This window comes from Candidatus Cloacimonas acidaminovorans str. Evry (genome assembly GCF_000146065.2).
Taxonomy (GTDB): Bacteria; Cloacimonadota; Cloacimonadia; order Cloacimonadales; family Cloacimonadaceae; genus Cloacimonas; species Cloacimonas acidaminivorans.
In genome coordinates this window covers 1,275,882-1,298,010 of record NC_020449.1, presented here as the reverse complement: position 1 = coordinate 1,298,010, position 22,129 = coordinate 1,275,882, and the positions used below count along the sequence as shown (strand labels likewise).

The window sequence follows — 22,129 nt, the reverse complement described above, 5'->3', positions numbered from 1 at the left end:
AATGAACATAGAAAAGTATCTGGTTCTGAACAAATATCTGCTATCACTCTTGGGAGTAAGTGAATTTAAGGACTTACAGGATAAGCTGAAAGATGTTAATGATAAGGATAACTATTTGGAGGTTCTTCTTATCTATTTTAACAACAAGATAAACGAGGCAAATCAGAGCGTTATAGCTATAAATAAACTTAGGCATTATGATGATAATATTGAGGGTTATTTATCTCAAATAAATAGACATCGGGAACCGATTAGATTAAAGTATTTTCAATATCTGGCAGTGCTCTTTACAGAAATCCTGTTAGATAACATAAAAAATAATCAGACCAATTTTATCTATGATCTGAATGAATTTTTAGAACGCTATAAAAAGGAAAATAAAGTAGAAGCAATAAATGCTTTTACTGAAGATGATTTGAATAAGATAGCTTTCTGGATGGCAACCGGTTCGGGAAAAACCTTAATTATGCACATCAATTATTATCAGTTTTTGCATTATAAACTATTTTCTCCCGATAGCATTATGTTGATAACTCCCAATGAAGGTCTTTCCAAACAGCATTATGAAGAATTAACAAAAAGCGGAATTCCCTGTCGTCTCTATTATGAAAATTATGGTTTTACGGATAGTTTAAAGAATAAAGATGAAGTTTTGGTAATTGAAATGACTAAATTGGTGGAAACCAAAAAAGGAGGGGGAGTAACTATCTCCATAAATGCTTTTGAGGGAAGAAAACTGATATTCGTAGATGAAGGACATAAAGGGAAAAAAGCGGAAGAACAAAAATGGGCAAAATTGAGAGATACCCTGGCTGAAAACGGAATGGTTTTTGAATATAGCGCAACCTTCGGACAAATACTAAGCGAGAAAAATAAGGTTACCTTACAGGAATATGCCAAGGCAATTATTTTTGATTATTCCTATAAATACTTTTATCTGGATGGCTATGGCAAGGATTTTTCCGTGATAAATGCGAAAAATATTAAAGTAGAGGAAACCAGATTTCAGGAAACAATGTTTTTAGCCAATTTACTTGATTTCTATGAGCAATCGCTTATCTTTGAGGATAGAAAAGGGCTGGCGGAAAAACAAAATCTGGAAAAACCCCTGTGGATTTTTGTGGGAACAACGGTTACCGGTAGTGAAGAAGAATCCGATGTAGTCCAAATTGTCAATTTTTTACATAAAGTAATCAAAGACCCCGCTTGGGTAAATAGCAAGCTGACAGCTATTTTAACAGGAAAAGCGGAATTTAAAAACGAAAGCGGAGAAGACATCTTTGCTAATAAGTTCACATATATAAAAGAGAAAGTACTGAATATAGAGGATTTATTCACTAAAATTTTTGGCGGGAAAGGCGGTTTTGGTATTTACGAATTGAAAAGCGCTAAAGGTGAATTTGGCTTAAAAACCGGAGAAAATAAATACTTTGGCGTTATCAATATCGGCGATGTTTTTAGTTTTAAAAAGCAACTGGAAAAAATAGGACTACCGGTAGAAACGGACGCTATTTCGGAATCGCTGTTTGACCATATTAAAGCACCTAATTCTTCAGTTAATATCCTTATCGGTTCCAAGAAATTTATTGAGGGCTGGGATACTTGGAGAGTATCCTCTATGGGCTTATTAAATATAGGAACAGGACAAGGACCGCAAATTATTCAACTTTTCGGTAGAGGAGTTCGTTTAAAGGGACAAAATATGACCCTGAAACGCAGTATGGAAAAGGATATAAAACAGTTGGAGAATTTGAATATTTACGGAATCCGGGCGGACTATCTAAGCAAATTTTTAGAGGCACTAAGTAAAGAAGAAATGGACTTGGAAACCATTGAAATACCTGTTCAACCTAATAATGTGGAAAAATGGGAAACTCTATATACCTTAGCAAAAAAAGATGTGGATTTCAATAAGGAAAAAGTTTTATTCTTAAAAGAGGAGAATTTCTCCATAACCCTTGATCTGATGCCTAAATTATCCGCTTACCTTAGCCAAAAACGCAATGCACAAGGTATTGCCAGTTCCAATATTGCTATTAATACAAAGGAACATAAGCTGGCAATTGATGACGATGCAAGGAAAAAGCTTAATCTCTTTTTTGATTGGAATAAAATCTGGCTGGAGTTATATGAGTATAAATTGGAACGGGGATACTGGAATTTGATATTGGACAGAGATTTTATTAAGAATTATCTGCTTTATTCCGGTAAATATAAGATATTAGCTACTCCGGAAACTCTGCAAGTTAACACAATTGAAGATATACCAAGGTTGGAAAATATAGCTCTGCAACTACTGAAGAAATACATTGACCAATTCTATAACTTTCACTTAAAAAAATATGAGATGGAACATTTATACTATGCACCCGTTACCGATGATTCAGCTTTAAGCGTTTTTGCCAAACCTGATGACGGATATAATTATACTATTCAAATAAGCAAAACCCAAGAAAACAACCAATTGATTGCAAATATTAAGGCATTGGTCCAGGATTTGGATAAATTAATGAAAGAAGAAACCAAAGAACTTCCCAGAATTTACTTTGATAAACATCTCTACTTGCCTATCCTATTGAGAGATACAAAGATAGAAAAAATGCATCCGGAAGGATTGGTAGAAAGCGAAAAAGAGTTTATCTCTGGGTTAAAAAAATACCTGATGAATAAAAATGAATTTACCAATAGGGAAATATACCTGCTGAGGAATTTTCCTAAATCAGGCATCGGTTTCTTCAATCTTAGCGGTTTCTATCCCGATTTTATTATGTGGGTTAAATATCAAAATAAACAGATAATTTGCTTTCTTGACCCGAAGGGGTTGGAACATCAGAAAAGTTTGGATTCGGAAAAAGTGCAATTACACAAAGAAATTAAAGAAATAGAAAAACAACTTGGAAATAAAGACATTATTCTGGAGTCCTTTGTCCTTTCTATTACTCCCTATGATTCACTAATTAAAGGGTTGGTAAATCCTACCTCCCAAAAGGAATATGAAAATAATCATATTCTTTTTCTGGGTTCTATTTGGTCGGGATGGCAAGATCGATTGTTTGATATTCTGGAAAAGAGCATTAGCGCAAATAAAAGCGAATAAATATACCTTAAGGTGTATCCTCTCTACCATTTTTATTATTTTAAGGGGTGTAAAAGGCCGGTAAACTTAATTTCTCTATTTTCCTCTATTGCTTGTTTAAGATTGTTTTTTACAAATTGCAATCCTTCTGAGGTAGGGAAAATATAAGTAGAGTAGTGATTACAGAGATGAAGTTTTTTTATCTGTTCTTCCTTTGGTAAAAATTCATCAGGGTAATCCTCGGGTTGTTCCTTTAGATCGAAAATCACATTTACATATCCTTCATTTACTAAAACCTTTAATAAATCGGATATCGTTCCGAAGCCATAATTAAAAACAGGGTATAAAGAATGAAACAGAATTCCTTTTCCCCTTTCATTAAATATTATCATAATGATTAACATCAATTCTTCGCAGAGTGCTTTGGTCTTATCTTCCATAATTTCCTCCCCTTTGGATTAAGAGTTCATAGTTTCTTTTTACTTTTTTCACAATTTATGAATAATATTCTTTGTCAATCTAAATTCTGGATTTATTAGCCGAAACTTGCCTAAGCTTCTCTTTTTTTCCAGAAAGAATAATGCCCTCATCATTCTACAAACAACAGGGCTATGAAGTTCCCTAAAACTTTTTATATAGCTTCATAAATATATTGTTGGGTATAAGAAGACGCCAACTTTCTTGTAAGTCAGGAGTCATTTATGCCTTGAAATTATCTCTTTTGAAAGAACAATTTTGGTGCTTATGGCTAAGGACGGCGGTAAAAAAGGTTTAGTCGGAGGACACTGTGCCTCTGCAAAAAAGTGAAATTAAAAATATAATATAAATTCTGCTCTAAGCCCTCAGCCCTCTGCTAAAATAATCCTGTTCGTCCCATGACCATTCAATCTGCGTTATTAGCGAAATCTGCGTGCTTATCTTTTTTTTCGGTGCTTTCAGTGAAAAATCCTTTTTCCTTTTTTGCTTGACGGAATAAAACCGATGTAAAGAATAGTATAAAAGCAAAAATGAATATTAGGATAGGTGATGAAGGATACAGAAAATATCTTGGCACTCTTAAAACAAGAGGTTTCTCCTGCTTTAGGGTGTACGGAACCGGCAGCTGTTGCTTTAGCAGGAGCTTATGCTTCAAGTGTTTTAAAGGATACAATTATCTCTGCCGATTTGATTGTAAGCCCTAATGTTTTAAAAAACGGAATGGGAGTTGGGATTCCCAATACAAATTTAATGGGTTTGGAAATTGCTTTTGCTTTAGGAATATTAGTTGCCGAGCCGGAAAAGGGTCTGGAGGTTTTATTAGATTTAAAGGCGGAAACAATCAACGCGGGCAAACAAATGCTGGCAGAAAAAAGAATTAATACCAAAATGAAAGAAACGGAAGAAAAGATATGGATTGAAGCTTCTTTAAAGACAGCAAAATCTGAAAGCAAGGCAATTTTACGTTGGCGTCATAATTGGTTGTATCATTGGGAAAAAGATAAGCATATTTTGCAACACAACGAAATAGGCGCTGAAGAAGCACCCCTTTTAATATCACCATCCGCTTTTTCCTTGAAGGATTATTACGATTTTTGCAGGGATACGGATATTGATAAATTGGAATTAATTGATTTGGGATTGATTTTAAACCGGAGAATAGCAGATTTTGGCTTAACCAACAAATCCGGTATTAATGTTGGCAAGATGATTATGGAACAAATAAATAGCGGTCTTTTGGGTGATGACATTCATCATTATGCAATGGCTTTAACTGCGGCTGCAACTGATGCCAGAATGAGCGGATGCAATTTGCCTGTGATTAGTAATTCCGGAAGCGGAAATCAGGGGTTGGCTATTACTCTGCCTATAATTGCAGTTGCCGAAAAACTTGGCAGTAACCAAGAAGAACTAATCAGAGCTTTAGCTATGGGGCATTTGGTGAGTGTGCATATAAAACAAAAAATCGGCATTCTTTCCTGTATTTGCGGATGCCTTTCTGCTTCTGCCGGAGCTGCAAGTGGCATAGTTATGCTTTTAAAAGGAACCTATCCTCAAATTGAATATGCCATTAAAAATATGATTGCCGATACAGCAGGAATGGTTTGTGACGGTGCTAAAGAAGGTTGTTCCTTAAAAGTTGCCACAACTACAAGTGCTGCCGTTCAAGCTGCTCTTTTAGCGAAAACAGGAATTTGTGTTTCTTCCAATGATGGCATAATTACGGATAGCATAGAAGGCACTATTGACAATTTAGCTTATTTTGTAAATAAGGGAATGCAAGATGCCGACAGTACTATTCTAAATATTATGTTAAACAAGATAAAATAAAGGAGATAAAAAAATAATGCCTAATAGAAAATATGAAGTCCATTTACCTGCGGAACTTCCTCCGGAGCCAACTTTTGAACCAAATATTCGTAGAGCTCCGGACAGGGGATTGGATTTAAGCAAAAAAGATATAGCCCTGGCTTTAAAGAATGCTCTGCGCTATATTCCCAAAGAATTACATAGTGTTCTGGCACCGGAATTTTTGCAGGAACTGAAAACCAGAGGTAGAATTTACGGTTATCGCTATCGTTCCCAAGGTCATATTTACGGCAAACCGATAGATGAATATAAAGGCATTACTCCTGCCAGAGCTATCCAAGTGATGATTGATAACAATTTGGATTTTGATGTGGCGCTCTATCCTTATGAACTGGTAACTTATGGAGAATCAGGGCAGGTGTGTCAGAATTGGATGCAATATAGGTTAATTAAACAATACCTGGAAATAATGACGGAAAATCAGACATTGGTTGTGGCTTCGGGACATCCTTTAGGGCTTTTTCCTTCGCGTCCGGAAGCACCAAGAGTTATATCTACCAATGGTTTAATAGTTGGAAAATGGGATAATCCGATTGAATTTAAACGCCTAACTGCATTAGGAGTAGCAAATTACGGTCAAATGACTGCTGGTGGATGGATGTATATAGGACCTCAGGGAATTGTGAATGGAACTTATATAACTTTGCTGAATGCAGGCAGGAAATATTTAGGCATTCCGGAAGACCAAAACTTGGCAGGGGTTTTATATGTTTCATCAGGTTTGGGAGGAATGAGCGGTGCGCAAAGTAAGGCAATAGAAATTGCTGGTGGCATTGGAATTATTGCCGAAGTGGATAAAAGCAGAATAGAAACCAGATATAATCAGGGTTGGGTTAGTAAGGTCTCCAGTAATTTGGCAGAGATTTTTAACTGGGTAGACGAAGCCAGACATACCCAAAAACCGCTTTCCATTGCTTATTATGGTAACATAGTTGATTTACTGGAATACATAGATAAGCATAACATAAAAGTGGAATTGCTTTCCGATCAGACCTCCTGTCATGCTGTATATGAAGGTGGTTACACTCCTGCAGGAATTTCTTATGAAGAAGGGCGTAAACTTTTGGCTGAAAATATTGAATTATTTAAGCAAAAAGTGGATGCTTCACTGCGCAGGCATTTTAATGTGCTGAAAAATTTAACTGCTAAGGGCTCTAAATTTTGGGATTATGGCAACAGCTTTATGGCAAGTGTATTTGAATCGGGGATAACAGAAATTGCCCGCAACGGAATAAATACCAACGAAGGTTTTATTTGGCCCTCTTATGTAGAAGATATTATGGGTCCTATTTGTTTTGATTATGGTTACGGACCTTTTCGCTGGATTTGTCTTTCCCGAAAAGATGAAGACCTGCATAAAACAGACCTGGCAGCTATTTCTTTGATAGACCCCAATCGTAGTGCTATGGATAGAGATAATTACTATTGGATTTCCACTGCGGAAGAGAATAAACTGGTGGTGGGAACTAAAGCCAGAATTCTTTATGCCGATGAAGAAAGCAGAATTAAACTTGGGCTGAAATTTAACGAGATGATTCGTAAGGGTGAAATTGGTCCTGTTATGTTGGGAAGAGACCATCACGATGTTTCAGGGACGGATTCTCCTTTCCGCGAAACAGCCAATATTTATGACGGCTCAAATTTAATGGCAGAAATGGCTACCCATTGCTTTGCCGGAAATGTTGCCAGAGGAATGACTATGGTAGTTCTTTCCAATGGAGGTGGAGTTGGAGTTAGCCGTTGTATCAATGGTGGAAATGGAATTGTTTTGGATGGCAGCGAAAGAATGGATGAAGTTGTAAAAAGTGGTCTTTCCTGGGATGTTATGGGGGGAATTGCGCGCCGAGCTTGGGCTCAAAATGAAGGTGCAATTAAAACCGGAACTGCCTGGAATGAAAAACACAGTGCTGAAGGCAATATAACGCTGGCAGAAAAGGTGGACGAAGAAATGGTAAAATATCTTGTAAATAAGGAATTTGGAGCATAAATATGAGCACTCCCTTTATCCGGTTGATGAAACAGGAAGGCATAAGGGATGAGGTTATCCGGACTTTTGAGGCATATTATCAGAAACTTGTTAAGGGTGAAAAAGGGCTTATTGGTGAAGATGCAATAAGACCGCCTTCGGAAAAGAATCTAATTGATTATCAACAAATAAAACATCTGTCCCGAACTTCAATATTGAAAAATACAGTTGTAATTAAGCTTAATGGTGGCTTGGGAACAAGTATGGGGCTTTCTAAAGCGAAATCACTTTTGCCTGTGAAGAATAATCTGAACTTTCTGGATATTATCAGTCGGCAGGTTCTTACTTTAAGGTCACTTTCCGGATATGATGTTCTCCTGTTGTTTATGAATAGTTTCAATACCGAAGCCGATACTTTAAAATACCTGGAAAAATATCCTGATTTAGGTAAGCAGGATTTGCCTCTATCTTTTTTGCAGAATAAATTTCCCCGTATTCGTCAGGATACTCTTATGCCTTACGAAAATAAAGAGACAAAATTAATGTGGAATCCTCCGGGGCATGGCGATATTTATACAGCTTTAGGGGATTTACTGGATAAAATGATTGCCAAGGACTACCGGTATGCTTTTGTTTCTAATGCTGATAACCTGGGAGCTGTTGTAGATACATCAATTCCTGCTTATATGGAAAATAACAATATTCCTTTCGTAATGGAGGTCTGTTTACGCAGTCAAATGGATAAAAAAGGCGGTCACCTTTGTGAAGATAAATCGGGACAATTGCTTTTGAGAGAAATTGCTCAATGTCCTGAAGAGGATTTACCTCGCTTTCAGGATATTGACTATTATAAATATTTCAACACCAATAATATCTGGATTGACCTCCGAGCCCTGGAATGGCAAATGATTGCCAATGAGGGTTTGATGTTGTTACCGTTAATTGTTAATCCTAAAGTTGTGGATGGAACTCCGGTTTATCAATTGGAAACAGCAATGGGTTCAGCCATTAGTGTGTTCAATAATTCTAAAGCATTAGTAGTAAGTCGGGAGCGTTTTGTGCCGGTGAAAAAAACAAATGAACTTTTAGCTCTCTGGTCTGATGCTTATGAACTGAATGAACAATATCAGATTGTTTTGAAAAGAGGCGTAGAAAAGGCACCTGTAATTGAACTGGATGAGAAATATTACGGTAAAATAGAAGATTTGCAAAAAAGATTCAGCAAAGGTATTCCTTCTTTAAGCGAATGCAAAGAACTGAAAATCTATGGCGATGTAAGCTTCGGAGAGGATGTTATCTGTGAAGGAAAAGTAACCCTGAAAGCCAGTTCTCCCGTGTTTGTTCAAAACTGTTTACTTAGCGGAGAGGTAAATTTGGATTCTGCAATTAACAAATCTAAAGACCGGACAGGAGGATAAAATGGTTTCCAAAGCCGCTAAAATCCGTCTGGGTATTTTTTTAATCATTGGAGCTATCCTGATAATACTTTTTGCCATAGTTGTGGCAGGTAGCAGATTAGTGGAAAAGAAAGACATCTATTATATTGAATTTGAGGACTATTCTGTAAGCGGTTTGCAAGTTGGCAGTTCGGTTAATTATCGCGGAATAAAAATTGGCAGGGTGGAAGATGTTAAAATTAACCCCAAGGATGTAACCAAAATAATTATTACTATCAGCGTGAACAGAGGAACTCCTATAAAAGAGGATACCGAAGCGGTTCTTTTGTTATCCGGAATTACCGGACTGAAAAATGTGGAGCTAAGGGGTGGAACTAATGAAGCAAAGTTACTAAAACCCAAAAGTTACATTAAAACCGGAACAACGGTATTGGAAGATATTAGTGAAAGGGCAAAATCCATTGTAGATAAAATTGATATGATCGCTGCCAACTTGAATGCTATAACCGGTGAGGAAAACAGAAACAATATTTCTACCATACTTGCTCAAACAAGTTTAATTTTAAAAGACACCCATGAAAACCTGGCTACAACTATGCAAAGTATTAGTCGCATAGCTAATAATACTGCGGATTTAACAGAAGAACTAAGCAAAGACCTAAGCGCGGTTACAGAAAATCTTACCAAAAATCTTGATGCCATCACCAGCAGTGCAACAAGCAATATTCAAAATGTTTCCGAGACCTCACAGACAAGTTTGATTAATGTTACCAATAATGTAAATCAACAACTGGAGGAACTAACTGCAAAACTGGAAACAAGCTTAACTCAATTGACAAATGATGGTTCTGCTTTAATTCGCGAGGCAAATTTGAAGGTCTCTACAGTTGGTGAACATAGTGATCAAATGATCTTAGAGACAACACGCGAAATATTAACTATCAGCAATAATATCAATAGAGCATTGGATCAGGTTAATGCCATTCTTTATACTCCAGGTTTTGACAGCTTAATGACCAACCTTGGTAAACTTAGTGGCGAACTTTCCCGAACAGATTTAAAAAGTATGGTCACTGAACTTTCCACAACTATCCAAAAAACAGGAACTCTGGTTTCTAATCTTAATAGAGTTGTAACGCGCGGACAAGGCGACCTGCTGGAAATTTTAAGTACTTTAACCGAGACGAGTGAAAACCTGAATGAATTTTCTCGTCAGATTGCAGATACACCTGCTATTTTACTACGCGGAAATTAGGAGCTATAATGCTTAAAAGAAAATGTCTATACATCTTTTCAGGATTTCTGGCTATTCTACTTTTGCTTACCGGGTGTTTGCAAAAAGTGGAAAGAACTCCTGTAAACTATTATGTTTTGGAATATCAACCGGGAACAGAAAAACCGGAATTGCGCCGTACTACAAATACAGGAAAAAATCTGGAAGTGCTGGATACTGTTCTGAATAGAACTTATGATAGAAGTCAAATTGTAGTGAAAGAAAATTTCTATAATGTGAAATTTCTGCAGACGGATGTTTGGGCAACCCGTTTACGTGATGCTATTCCCAATTTAATTGTCCAGCGCTTAAAAGCATATAATATTTTTGGAACAGTTTCCAGAGGGGAACAGCTGGAAAAAAATCCCCACTATTTTCTGGAGACAAAGGTTTATAACATTGAAAAGATTGCAGGCACAGAACCCAGAGCTTATTTAAATATGGAATTTGTGTTGCGGGATTCCACTTCCGAAAGAATTGTTTTTAGTCATAAGGGTGAACGCACTATGGAACTTATAGACCCTTCTATGATCTATCTGGTGCAGGCATTTAATGAAATGATTATGGAAGAGACAGACCTCTTTGCTGCAAAATGCAATTTATATTTCAGTGGTTTGCCTGTTGAAAGTAAATCTTTGGCTGCTTCAACTTCTCCGATTGCCAGGTATGTTTATGAAGAAATGATAGCTAGGGAAACAGATTTTGACTTTGGAGAGCTGATGGTTATTACTAAAACTCAAACAGAGGAGCAAATTCGTTACACTATTGAAGAATTGGACTCTTTGAACACGGTAATCTCTACGGATGAATTAATTATGGGTGTGCCGGCATTGCTAACACCTGGTAATTACAGAGTAATAATTGGTGAAATGGGTGATTTAATTATTCCCGTTAAAATTTTACCCCGTCAGAGAACAGTTGTAAAGCCAAACTGGGGAGAGCTGAAAATAGTTGTTATGGATGAATCTAAAGCCAGAGTCCGAATGGGCTATGATCTTTGGAAAAAAAATACAGACGGCGAGGGCTATAAAATTTACAGCGGGGGTATGTTCAGTATGGGAGAAGACGAAGTTGGCGCTGTAGATAAACTTTGGATTTTACCTCCGGGTTCCTATTTAGTAAAGCTTGGAGGTGGTTCCTGGAGTGATTTGAGGGATTTTGCCACTGTTACTTTAGCGGAAGGTGAAAAAAAGACCCTGACAATGATTGTAGACCCTGCTGCTGAAGGTAATGTTTTAATTGGAGCAGGTGTTTTTGCCGATGAAGATATAGGTTTGGGTTCAAAACGAATTCACCGGGGAGCAATTCATGGTAATATTTCTTTAACTTCCAATAATAATGTGGATAAACACAAACCTACTACCAGTGCTTCTCTTTCCGGGCAGTTTGATAACAGCATTGATACTCATGAATTGCTTAAGCCATTTCAATTTACTACCCGAAGCATCTATGACATTGGCTTAAATTTAACCTCCAATCAGGATTTAGTATTTAGTCCTGATGATTATTCCCTGAAAAGTGTTCTTTTGTTCTATCCGCTGGAAGAGCGCAAGTTTCTTAAGAATTTTGCTTTTTATGGAAGAATGAATTTGAATACCCATATATTTGAGGAAAACACCTTTTTTTCGGAAAACAAAAATATAATGCTGCAAAATTCTGCGGGCGATACAATATCTCTGCTTTTGAATCAGTCCGAATTAAAAACCAAAATTGCCTTCTATCCTTTACGACTGAAAGAAGGAATCGGATTAACCTATCAAATTAATTTCAGTCCCAATGCTAGAACAAGTTTACGCGTTGGCTACGGTTGGGCTCAGGATTATAATAAAAATAGCTATGTTTTTGATAAAACTGTAACAAGTTCCTTAGATGGAGTAAATTATGAATTTGAAAGGTATAAAGAAGAACCCAACAGCAGTTCCAAAGGTATTGAATCCACAGTTATTCTTTCTGCCTTGAATCTGCTCAAGTTTGTAAGCATCAATTCTACTTTGGATGTTCTTTTCCGGATGGGAGAACCCGATCATTCTTACAGTTTGGAAAACGAAAACAGGATAAATTTCAGATTGTTCAGAAACATTTCTTTAGATGTTAAATTCAATATTTCTTATGATGAAGCCAAAAAACCCTGGACGGTATATGATTATACCACATTCTTGCGGCTATCTCTATTCTATTAAGAGGCATAATGTCCTGCAAGATAGTAAATAATATTCTATATCTGGAAGGAAGTTTAAATGCGGAAACAGTTCCGGAAACATTCATTGAAGTAAATTCGCTTCTAAAACATCAAAGTCCCAATACCATTGATTTAAGTAATATTAATGTTTTAGATAGTGCAGGAGTGGCTTTTCTGGATGAATTAAATACCCGTTTATCCGCAGAAGGGATATTGTTATTTCAAGGCGCAACTCCTGAAATACAAGAGGTTATAGATAGTTTTTCCTCCCTGAAAATTAAGGTTCCTGCTCCGGAAAGAAAGATGGGTTTTTTTGAAAAAATAGGGGATTCTCTTGTCTTAGCAGGACAAAATTTCTATAATGTAATGCTATTAGCTTCGGAGGTTTTCTACTGGGCAGTTATAGGTATTTTCAGCAGAAAGGGTCAGCGTAAAGGCTCTTTCACCATTCAATGTTCTTTATTGGGTTCGCAGGCATTGCCTATTTTATCTTTGCTTTCTTTTATCGTGGGTTTTATACTTTCCTTGCAGGCATCGGTGCAATTGGCTAATTTTGGTGCAAATGTTTTTATAGCAGACCTGATGGCATTTGCTATGGTGCGGGAAATTGCTCCTTTAATTACGGCAATTATTGTTGCCGGAAGAAGTGGATCAGCCATTGCTTCCGAAATTGCCACAATGCAAGTTACGGAAGAAATTGATGCTTTAAAAACTATGGCTTTGTCCCCTGTCCGCTATGTAGTTGTTCCCAAGTTTCATGCAATTACTGTTGTAATGCCGATTCTGGTGATGTTTTCCATTTTGGTTTCGGAAATTGGAGGTGGACTTATAGCCATTGATTATTTGGATTTGAGCGTTTATACTTTTGTTCAACGCTCCATTAATGTTCTTACCCTGAAAGATTTGGTAACCAGTTTTGGCAAGAGTGTTATTTTTGCCTGGACAATTGTTATAATTGGTGCTTATTGTGGTTTTCAAGTTAAGGGTGGAGCAGAGGGTGTTGGCAAGGCAACTACTTCTTCTGTTGTTGCTTCCATCTTTGCTGTCATCATTTGGGATGCTATTTTCAGCTTACTCTATTTATAATTATGGAACCAGTAATCAGCATTAGAAATTTGATTGCCAAATATGGCGATCTCACTGTGTTGGATGATATTAGCGTGGATATTTTTCCTGGGGAGATAACCGTTATTTTGGGAAGTAGCGGTTGTGGAAAAACAACTCTTTTAAAAAATATTTTACGCCTGGTAGAGCCGGTTTCCGGAAGCGTTAAATTCTGGGGTGAAGAAATATTAGACCTGGATGATGTTCAAATGGAAAAGATTTTGCGTAAATTGGGGGTCTTATTCCAAAGCGGTGCCTTGCTCAATTCCATTTCCGTTTACGAAAATATCAGTATTCCTCTGGAATTGCATACAAAACTGCCCCGACCTCTTATTGATAGAATAATTCAAGTAAAATTAAATCTGGTAAACTTAAGCGAAGCACTGTATAAATATCCTTCCGAACTTTCCGGGGGAATGAAAAAAAGAGCTGCCTTAGCCCGAGCTATTGCTCTTGATCCTCAAATCCTTTTTTGTGATGAACCTTCTGCAGGACTTGATCCATTAACTGCTGCTTATTTGGATGAACTTATTTTAAGCTTAAAAAAACAATTAAAAATGACCATTGTCGTTGTTACTCATGAACTGGCCTCTATTCATAGAATTGCCGATAAAATTATCTTTCTGGAAGAGGGTAAGATGCTTTTTAACGGAACTTTGGAAGAAGCAAAAAAAGCCGGAATACCGCAAATTGATACCTTCTTTGAAGTAGGCAGATTCTGAGTATTATAATTATTGTTGCTTATGATCTGAACCATCTAATTGGTAAAAACGGGATATTGCCCTGGAAAATTACCGAAGACCTTAAAAGATTTAAAGCTATAACAATGGGGCATCCCGTTATTATGGGAAAAAATACCTGGAATTCAATCGGAAAACCATTGCCCGGAAGACAGAATATCGTGCTGAGCAAAGACCGAAACTTTCAACCCCAAGGTGCTATTGTTGCTCATAGTTTGGAGGAAGCATTAAAAATGGTGGAAGGACAAGAGGCATATATTATCGGTGGAGCAAGTGTGTTCAAGCAATTTTTACCCCTGGCTGATAAGATGCTGATAACTCTTATCCATTCCGAATTTGAAGGCGACACCTATTTTCCTTATTTTTCGGAAGAGGATTGGATTTTGCAGGAAAGTTCCTCTCTGCTTTCTTCTTCCGGCTATGAATTATGTCTTCAAATCTATATCAGGAAAAATCTCCTCTAAAAAAAGATCAGAGGGTTGAGAAGGTTTAGAGGGTTGAGAGGGTTGAGAGGGTTTGGGTTCCAAAAGCCCATCAGGGCGACATAATGATAGCGATGGTGGCGTAAGCCCCTCGTTAAAACGAAAGCCCTGACTTTTTTTCCATCTTATATTTTTACCTTTCCCGGTTCCCAAAAGCCAGTCAGGGCGACACAATGTTAGCGATGGTGGCGTAAGCCCCTCGTTAAATTCACGCTTTTCATATTATGTGTTTTTTCATTCATAATTTTCACCTGCCTTCCTAAAAAACACACTCCACGCACTATTTTACTTACAACCGAGCTATAATTGCTTTCCGAATTAAAAAAATATGACTTAAAACAGAAAATGGCGCTCAATTTATTGCCATTATTACCATTACAAGTGCTTCCTTACTCCCCACTCATAATCCACCCATCATCCACTCAACCTAAACCCATCCAAAGTTTGGTTGTGTATCTGAGAATGTAAAGTGGTATTTGAGTAGGGAGTAGGGAAGAAGATGGAATTGTGCTTGACACATTTTCTTGCCTCCAAAATAGATAAATTTTCAAAAAGGGTGAGCTTATTTTGCTCCCAGAATATACTATAATAAGGAAACCAATATGAAAACAACTTATGCAGAAATCAAAAACCGCATCCTTGACTGTAAAAAGCCATATAAGATATTGTTACAACGGCTTAATTCACTTGATATTTTATCTGATATGCCTTATGCCAAATTTTTTCAGGATTTGCAGAATCTTTGTTTGCAGAGTGACAAGTTTGCCGCTTTCATGGAACAAGATCCCCAATTAAAAACAATCCCTTTAGAGCAACTTTCCACTTGGCACAATGACTATTATTCTGCTTTAGGAAATTACGATAATTGCCTGGGAAATCCTGATTATGCAGTAAAACTGTATGGTGAAGAGATGGGCAGATTTCTTTCCGCTCTCTATTATCAATTTATGCTTATGTACGGGAATCAGGCAACTAATAACTATTTACAGTTGGAAGAAAATCTGCGATTGTTTTTTATCTTATACGACAAAGCTATTAGCGGAAATACTGATTATGCGGACTGGTTAAAGGAATATCGGAAAATTGTGATAGAAAACCATAAAACCAAACTCTATTGGAAATTATATCAAAATTACTATCCGGAAGCAAATATCAATTATGATCTTATTATGAATTCCGACCTGAATGATATGCGCTATCTTTACCGCTATGGAATGTTTATAACTGATGCAAGCATAAAAATGGCTCAATTCATCAATAGCTATCCGGAAAAACAACTTAATGATATTGCCCGTTATATAGTTCAGTGTTGGATTGACGGTTTTATTCGCGCCCGAAAAAATTATCGGATAAAAAAGACAGCTAATATAATTGTTCCTTGTGGAATGGAACTTTTGGGACGCCTTATTCATCAGGAGCTGGAAAAGATAGGAATTCAAGGGCAATTTTCTGTTCCTTATAAGATATATGAAAACAAGCAGTTTAATTATGATCACCGTTTTGATAATGCCCTGATTTTAGATAGGGACTATACAGATATGGTAATTAATGTTTATGCTGAAGTGATAGATGATTTTCAAGAACTGATTAAAGGTGATGCCGGTCCTGTTTATGTAGAACTTTTTGGTGAAACACCTTTTTCTCCGATAGTAAAAAACAGTGTTTTAACTTTAAACAAAGAACAACAGGAACTTTCCCGGGAAATGATGTCCAAGACCTCTCAAATTTATTATCAATATTATAAACGAGACCAAGCCAGTTTTTGCATTATTGCTTTTCCTTTACCGGAAATTGGTGAACAGTTCCAGGATATTTTTGCTGATACCCTGAAAATCAATCTTTTGGACAGTAATCATTATGCGGAGATTCAGCAGAAGATAATTGATGTGCTTGATAAAGCTGATTATGTGAATGTGAAAGGAAAAGCGGGTAATTTCACAGATATCAATGTTAAATTACATACCTTACAAAATCCAGAAAAGGAAACCAACTTTGAAAATTGTGTAGCAGATGTTAATATTCCTGTAGGTGAGGTTTTCACTTCTCCCGTGTTAAAAGGCACAAACGGAACATTACAGGTGGAAGATATATATTTGGGTTCATTACGCTATTTTAATTTGAAAATTGACTTTGAAGACGGATGGATAAAGGATTATTCCTGCACTAATTTTGCAGACCCGGAAGAAGGGAAAAAATATATTTATGAAAACCTGCTTTTACCTCATAAATCACTTCCGATTGGTGAATTTGCTATCGGCACAAACACTTTGGCTTATCAGATGGCACGAAAATATAATATTCTGCCTCTTCTGCCAATTCTTATAATAGAAAAAATGGGACCTCACTTTGCTATTGGAGATACCTGTTACAGCCATGAGGAAGATAGTCCCCATCCCAGTTTTGTAAACGGGAAAGAAATGATTGCTGTAGATAACGAAAAATCCATTACTCGTAAAAAAGACCCGCTTAATGCTTATCTGCAAAAACACATAGATATTACTTTGCCCTACGAAATGCTGGGCTCCATAACTGCTGTCACTAAAAACGGAGAAAAATTTGATATTATCAGAGATGGCAGATTTGTTATTCCCGGCACTGAAGAATTAAATATCCCTCTTCAGGAAGGTTGAGATCCTCGTAACCAATGAACGAGGAGGATATCGTTTTTACTATAAGCCCTTAGCTACCTGGTATCCAAAAAGGCGTTCCCAAAAATCCAGCCAGGCATTAATCTGCTCTTGAATAGTAGCTTGTGAAAGGCGATCATTTACACTGTAACTGATAAAAGGAATGGCGGAAAAATGCATTGGCAAAAGGGTTTTACGATTAGCAGGAAACATTCCCAGTTTGTAAATTACCATTTTTTGTGCTTCAGAGGAAAGAAAGTAATCAACAAACTTGTTACATAAAGAGGATTTCTTAGTTCCACGATGAATTCCGATTGCTTCAATATATTGAAAGCTGCCTTCTTTCAGCATTGAGACCTCAAAATTACGATTTAAAGGATCAAGTTCCTGTAAAAAGGCAGGGGTTGTATTATAACCAATAATAAAAGAACATTCACCTCTTTTCAGGGTCTCCAGTGCTTCATTATAGTTAGAATATGTTTTATAGATATTTTTCCGTAAGCTCTTCCATAAATGCTCATAACCTTGTGTTCCAAAAAGAGCTACACTCCAAAAAAGCATAGACCGTCCCAAACCCGAGGTCTGAGGATCACAGATTGCTATTTGAGAAAGGTATTTGGCATCTTGCAATTCTCCAAATGATTGAGGGGGATTTTTTACTAAAGAAGTATTATAAACTAGGGACAAATTGCTATAAGCATAAGGAATGAAGCGTAAATAAGGGTCAAAAACGGTTTCTTGAATTAAAAGCTCTTTATCAAATGATTCCGGTGGCACAAAATTGACTGCCAGAGTTTCAGAAAAGGCAAAACTGTTGTCAATTCCAATAGCAAGATCATATTTTCCATAATTGTCTCTGTTTTTAACTGCTTTGCTCAATTCTGCAGTATTACGGAAAAGGATTACCTCCAGCTGGCAGTTATGCTTTTTTTGAAAATCAGGAATAATGGAATGCTCCAAACCCGATTTACGAAATTCATCAGTAGCATAAACAACCAGTTTGTGTTTGTAGGTTAAACTTTCCTGTTTTTTGTTTTCTTTTCCGCAAGAGCATATAAAAACGATAAACAGTAAGGGTATCAGTTTCCAGACCTTCACTTAATATCCTCCAAACAAAAACCAGGCAACAATGAAATCCATTACCAAAATAGCTACGGAAGAATATACAACTGTAGATGTTGTGGCTTTACCAACTCCTTCCGCTCCGCCAAAACAGCGGTCTCCATGATAACAGGCAAAACTTGTAATTATAAAACCAAAAACAAAGGATTTGGCTAAGCCGCCCCAAAGGTCTGAGGGAATAAAATAACTGCGCATATTATTGAAAAAAGTGTAATAATGAATCCCATAACGCAACCAGGAAAAATACCAGGCACAAATTATTCCTACAGCATTGGCAAAAACAGTAACTAAAGGAAATGCCAAAACACCGGCAAGAATCCTGGGCATATAAAGAAATTCATAAGGATCAATGTTCATACTTTCCAAAGCATCAATCTGTTCGCTAACTCTCATTGTGCCAATTTCAGCTGCTATGGAAGCTCCAACTTTTCCGGTTAAAACTAAGGCAGTTAAAACCGGTGCCAGTTCTATCATTGTGGATTTGCCAATGAGCACACTTAAAAGATTTACGGGCACATAACCTTTGGATTGATAAACTGCCTGCAATGCAGTTACCAGGCCTGTAAATGCAGCAGTTAATAAAATTAAAAAAAGGGAATCAAAACCAATACGCTTAAATTGGATTAGAAATTCCTGATAGCGTTTGAACAGCGAGGGAATTTTGCCCAGACACTTACCGACAAAGATAGTATATTCTCCAATGCCGGCAAAAAGATTACTGCTCATATTTTGTTTCAAGAGGACGGAAAAGGGTAAATTCCTTTTCAAATCCCAGTTCCAGATTTCCTGTAGCTCCGTGTCTGTTTTTACTGATAATTATTTCTGCTATTCCTGGTTTTTGTGTTGTTTCAGGATAATAATATTCATCGCGGTAGATAAACATTACCAAATCGGCATCTTGTTCAATAGCTCCCGATTCACGTAAGTCCGCCAGTTTAGGTCTTTTATCTTCCCTGCTTTCCGCAGCTCTATTAAGTTGAGAAAGTGCCACCACTGGAATTTTCATATCTTTGGCTAAAATCTTTAAAGCTCTTGATATTTCAGATATTTCCTGCTGCCGGTTATCTTTTTCGCGGGTGAGAGTCATCAATTGTAAATAGTCAATTAAAACAAGGTCTAAACCCCCGATTTCAGCTGCCAGCCGTCTGGTTTTAGCTCTAATATCCAAAGGAGTATTGGTTCCTGAATCATCAATGTAAATATGTTTGGCAGAAAGCACTTCCGACGCTTGCATAATGCGAATAAGCTTTTCTTCATTCATTCCATAACCGCGTAACATACCATCCATTCTAACTTCGGAAGCAGAACTGAACATCCGCATAATAACTTCATCGGCAGCCATTTCCATAGAGAAGATAGCAACTTTCTTATTCAAATTTACTGCTGCATTAGCTGCAATATTTAAAGCCAAAGAGGTTTTTCCCATTGCCGGACGCGCAGCAATAATAATAAATTGTCCGGGTCTGAAACCACCTGTAAAACGGTCTAAATCGGCAAAACCACTACTCACACCCGTAACAGGAATTTTGGTAGAAGCAATTTTATCTATATTATCCAGAACTTCCTGGCTGACTTGATCAAAACGCACAAAACCTTGATGACTGGGTAATTCGGCAATAGCAAAAATTGCCTGTTCTGCTTCATCTACAATGGTTTTAACAGGTTTGGCTGCAGTGTAACAATTCTCAATAATTCCGTTGGAAGCTAAAATCAAATGACGCAATAATGCCTGGTCGGTTACGATATTAAGATGATAATCAAAATTGGCAGAAGAAACCACAAAATCCGCAATTTCGTTAATATAAGGAATTCCTCCTACTTTTTCCAGAAGGTTATTTCTTTCCAGACGGTTAATTAAAGTCAACTGGTCAATCTCAATTCCTTCAAAAAAGAGCTCCTGCATAGTGCGGAAGATTAATTTATGTGCATTACGATAAAAATATTCTTCTTTTATCTTTTCAATACCTTTGCTGACTACATCACTGTCAATCAGCATAGCTGAAAGCAAAGCTGCTTCAGCATTAATATCGGCAGGCAGAGCTCTTTCCGTCTGTGCTTTATTCAATTTATCCGCTTCGCTCAATTTTGCCATAACTTTAGCTCACATATTTTTTTCTCATTGCTTCTGCAACGCAGGCAGGAACATAATCCTCCAAAGGTCCGTTTAAATCGGCTAACTGACGGACCATTGAAGATGAAAGATACATATATTTTAAAGAAGGAACCAAAAAGATAGTTTCTATTTCCGGATTAAGTTTCTTATTAGTAATTGCTAGAGAAAGTTCATATTCAAAATCAGAGACCGCTCTCATTCCGCGAATCATTATTTTGCAATTCTGACTTTTGGCATAATCCACAAACAATCCCTGGAAAGTGCTGACTACTAAATTGGGGATATGTTCAGTGGCTTTTTTACACAATTCATAGCGTTCCTGCAAATTAAACAGATTTTCCTTGCCGCTATATTCAGCAACAGCAAGAATTACTTCATCAAAAATGTGGCAGGCCTTTTCCAGTATATTCAAATGACCCAAGGTGAAGGGATCAAAAGTTCCAGGATAGATTGCTTTAGACATTATTTAGCCATTGCCTGCAGGCGGATTTCTTCAATTTCCGAAATCTCCTTGGGAATGTTTTGGGAAAGAACACAATAACCGTTTTCGGTTACTAAAACATCATCCTCAATACGGATGCCAAGTTTTTCTTCCGGAATGTAGAGTCCCGGTTCAACAGTAATTACATTACCTATTTCCAGCACAGCATTACGACCTCCTACATCATGAGTATCCATTCCCAAAAAGTGACTGATGCTGTGCATATAATATTTTTTAATATCTTCTTCGTGTTCAATTAACCCGAGTTCTATTGCTCCTTTTGCTAAAAGGTCGCGTGCTGTTTGATTTAAAGTTGAAAGTTCTACACCTGGCTTAATCATTTCAATAATCTTTTTCTGCACATCTAAAACAGCATTATAAACCTGTTTCTGGCGTTCACTGAAAGTTCCGCTAACAGGAAAACAACGGGTTATATCTGCACTGTAATTTAAATAGGAAGCACCTACATCCATTAAAACAACTTCTCCGCTTTCAATAGGGCATTCATTTTTCTCATAATGCAAAGTAGCCGCATTGATTCCACTGCCTACGATAGGAGCAAAACCCCAATGTTTAACTCCCATTCTTTGCAAACGGTAAAACATTATTGCTTCCAGTTCATATTCCATCATTGAGGGTTCCGCTTTTTCCCAAACATCTATAATAGCTTTACCGGTTATATCTATTGCCCTTTGTAACTGCCTCAATTCCCATTCACTTTTCACTTTCCGCAAAGGAGTTATCAGTGTTTCAAGGGATTCTATGTTTATATTAGGATAGCGTTCGCGGATAGGGAAGAGGTGAAAAAGTTGTCTTGTAGGCGGTTTATTTAATGCCTGAATTCCGATATTAGCCCATAATTTATTTATAACGGGACAATAAACGGAAAGAATAGTTAAAAACTCATCCAGATAATGAATTTTATCCTGTGACAAACCGCTTTTTTTACTGGCTTCTTCACTGCTCATTACAGGTCCTGTCCAAATCGCTTTTTCCGGATCACTGCGTTCAATAAAAAGCATTTCTACAGGTCCGTTCTGGCCTTTGTAGCCAAAATAGATTGCTTCCGGAATCTGTAAACCGGTTACATAGAGGAAATCATTATCCTGTTTGAATTTTTCTAATTTTTCCTCTTCCGCAGCGAAAATAATTATGGCTTCTTTTTCTTCTAATGCGGAAAATAGTTTTTCCCGGCGCGGAATTGTTACTTCAGCCGTCATTAT

16 protein-coding genes are annotated in these 22,129 nt (G+C 37.0%); 10 read left to right on the top strand and 6 right to left on the bottom strand.

The features are described 5' to 3' along the window. Position 1: 1 nt before the first annotated feature. Positions 2-3,097: a DEAD/DEAH box helicase family protein gene (locus CLOAM_RS05220; RefSeq protein ID WP_015424823.1), complete on the top strand. Its 3,096-nt coding sequence runs from the start codon at positions 2-4 to the stop codon at positions 3,095-3,097. A gap of 35 nt (positions 3,098-3,132) precedes the next feature. Here CLOAM_RS05220 and CLOAM_RS05215 read toward each other — a convergent pair whose 3' ends face one another. Then, the gene (locus CLOAM_RS05215; RefSeq protein WP_015424822.1) at positions 3,133-3,516 is read right to left on the bottom strand and encodes a hypothetical protein; all 384 of its coding nucleotides are present in this window, start codon (positions 3,514-3,516) and stop codon (positions 3,133-3,135) included. A gap of 586 nt (positions 3,517-4,102) precedes the next feature. On the opposite strand from CLOAM_RS05215, the gene CLOAM_RS05210 reads away from it, so the two are divergent. The 9 genes from CLOAM_RS05210 to CLOAM_RS05170 all read left to right on the top strand — a co-directional run bounded on the left by CLOAM_RS05210 (position 4,103) and on the right by CLOAM_RS05170 (position 17,193). Then, positions 4,103-5,383, top strand: a complete 1,281-nt coding sequence (locus CLOAM_RS05210; protein WP_044278968.1) for an L-cysteine desulfidase family protein — start codon at positions 4,103-4,105, stop codon at positions 5,381-5,383. A gap of 16 nt (positions 5,384-5,399) precedes the next feature. Next, on the top strand, positions 5,400-7,409 hold the full coding sequence (locus CLOAM_RS05205) for a urocanate hydratase (RefSeq protein ID WP_015424820.1): 2,010 nt from the start codon (positions 5,400-5,402) through the stop codon (positions 7,407-7,409). Positions 7,410-7,411: 2 nt separating this feature from the next. Next, complete coding sequence (locus tag CLOAM_RS05200) at positions 7,412-8,806, top strand: UTP--glucose-1-phosphate uridylyltransferase (protein ID WP_015424819.1); 1,395 nt, start codon at positions 7,412-7,414, stop codon at positions 8,804-8,806. A gap of 1 nt (position 8,807) precedes the next feature. Beyond that, positions 8,808-10,040, top strand: a complete 1,233-nt coding sequence (locus tag CLOAM_RS05195) for an MlaD family protein (protein WP_015424818.1) — start codon at positions 8,808-8,810, stop codon at positions 10,038-10,040. Between the two features lie 8 nt (positions 10,041-10,048). Next, positions 10,049-12,238, top strand: coding sequence for an ABC-type transport auxiliary lipoprotein family protein (locus CLOAM_RS05190; protein WP_015424817.1), 2,190 nt, complete (start codon positions 10,049-10,051; stop codon positions 12,236-12,238). 8 nt (positions 12,239-12,246) lie between these two features. Continuing rightward, the gene (locus CLOAM_RS05185; protein WP_015424816.1) at positions 12,247-13,323 is read left to right on the top strand and encodes an ABC transporter permease; all 1,077 of its coding nucleotides are present in this window, start codon (positions 12,247-12,249) and stop codon (positions 13,321-13,323) included. A 2-nt stretch (positions 13,324-13,325) separates the two neighbouring features. After that, on the top strand, positions 13,326-14,063 hold the full coding sequence (locus CLOAM_RS05180; RefSeq protein ID WP_044278967.1) for an ABC transporter ATP-binding protein: 738 nt from the start codon (positions 13,326-13,328) through the stop codon (positions 14,061-14,063). After that, complete coding sequence (locus CLOAM_RS05175; protein WP_320408538.1) at positions 14,057-14,545, top strand: dihydrofolate reductase; 489 nt, start codon at positions 14,057-14,059, stop codon at positions 14,543-14,545. The genes CLOAM_RS05180 and CLOAM_RS05175 overlap by 7 nt, the downstream gene beginning before the upstream one ends. A gap of 620 nt (positions 14,546-15,165) precedes the next feature. Further along, positions 15,166-17,193 (top strand): aminopeptidase, encoded by a 2,028-nt coding sequence (locus CLOAM_RS05170; RefSeq protein WP_015424813.1) that lies wholly within the window; start codon positions 15,166-15,168, stop codon positions 17,191-17,193. A gap of 39 nt (positions 17,194-17,232) precedes the next feature. Here CLOAM_RS05170 and CLOAM_RS05165 read toward each other — a convergent pair whose 3' ends face one another. The 5 genes from CLOAM_RS05165 to CLOAM_RS05145 are packed head-to-tail and all read right to left on the bottom strand — an operon-like array spanning position 17,233 to position 22,126. Further along, the gene (locus CLOAM_RS05165; protein WP_015424812.1) at positions 17,233-18,288 is read right to left on the bottom strand and encodes a thiamine ABC transporter substrate-binding protein; all 1,056 of its coding nucleotides are present in this window, start codon (positions 18,286-18,288) and stop codon (positions 17,233-17,235) included. Beyond that, entirely contained in the window at positions 18,289-19,038 is a 750-nt protein-coding gene (locus tag CLOAM_RS05160) for an MlaE family ABC transporter permease (RefSeq protein ID WP_044278966.1), read from the bottom strand. Further along, positions 19,028-20,404 (bottom strand): replicative DNA helicase, encoded by a 1,377-nt coding sequence (gene dnaB, locus CLOAM_RS05155; RefSeq protein ID WP_015424810.1) that lies wholly within the window; start codon positions 20,402-20,404, stop codon positions 19,028-19,030. The genes CLOAM_RS05160 and dnaB overlap by 11 nt, the downstream gene beginning before the upstream one ends. 4 nt (positions 20,405-20,408) lie before the next feature. Beyond that, positions 20,409-20,888, bottom strand: coding sequence for a pantetheine-phosphate adenylyltransferase (gene coaD, locus CLOAM_RS05150; RefSeq protein ID WP_015424809.1), 480 nt, complete (start codon positions 20,886-20,888; stop codon positions 20,409-20,411). Continuing rightward, a complete protein-coding gene (locus tag CLOAM_RS05145) occupies positions 20,888-22,126 on the bottom strand; it encodes an aminopeptidase P family protein (protein ID WP_015424808.1) in 1,239 nt (412 codons plus the stop codon). Before CLOAM_RS05145 ends, coaD begins: the two co-directional genes overlap by 1 nt. Between the last annotated feature and the right edge of the window lie 3 nt (positions 22,127-22,129).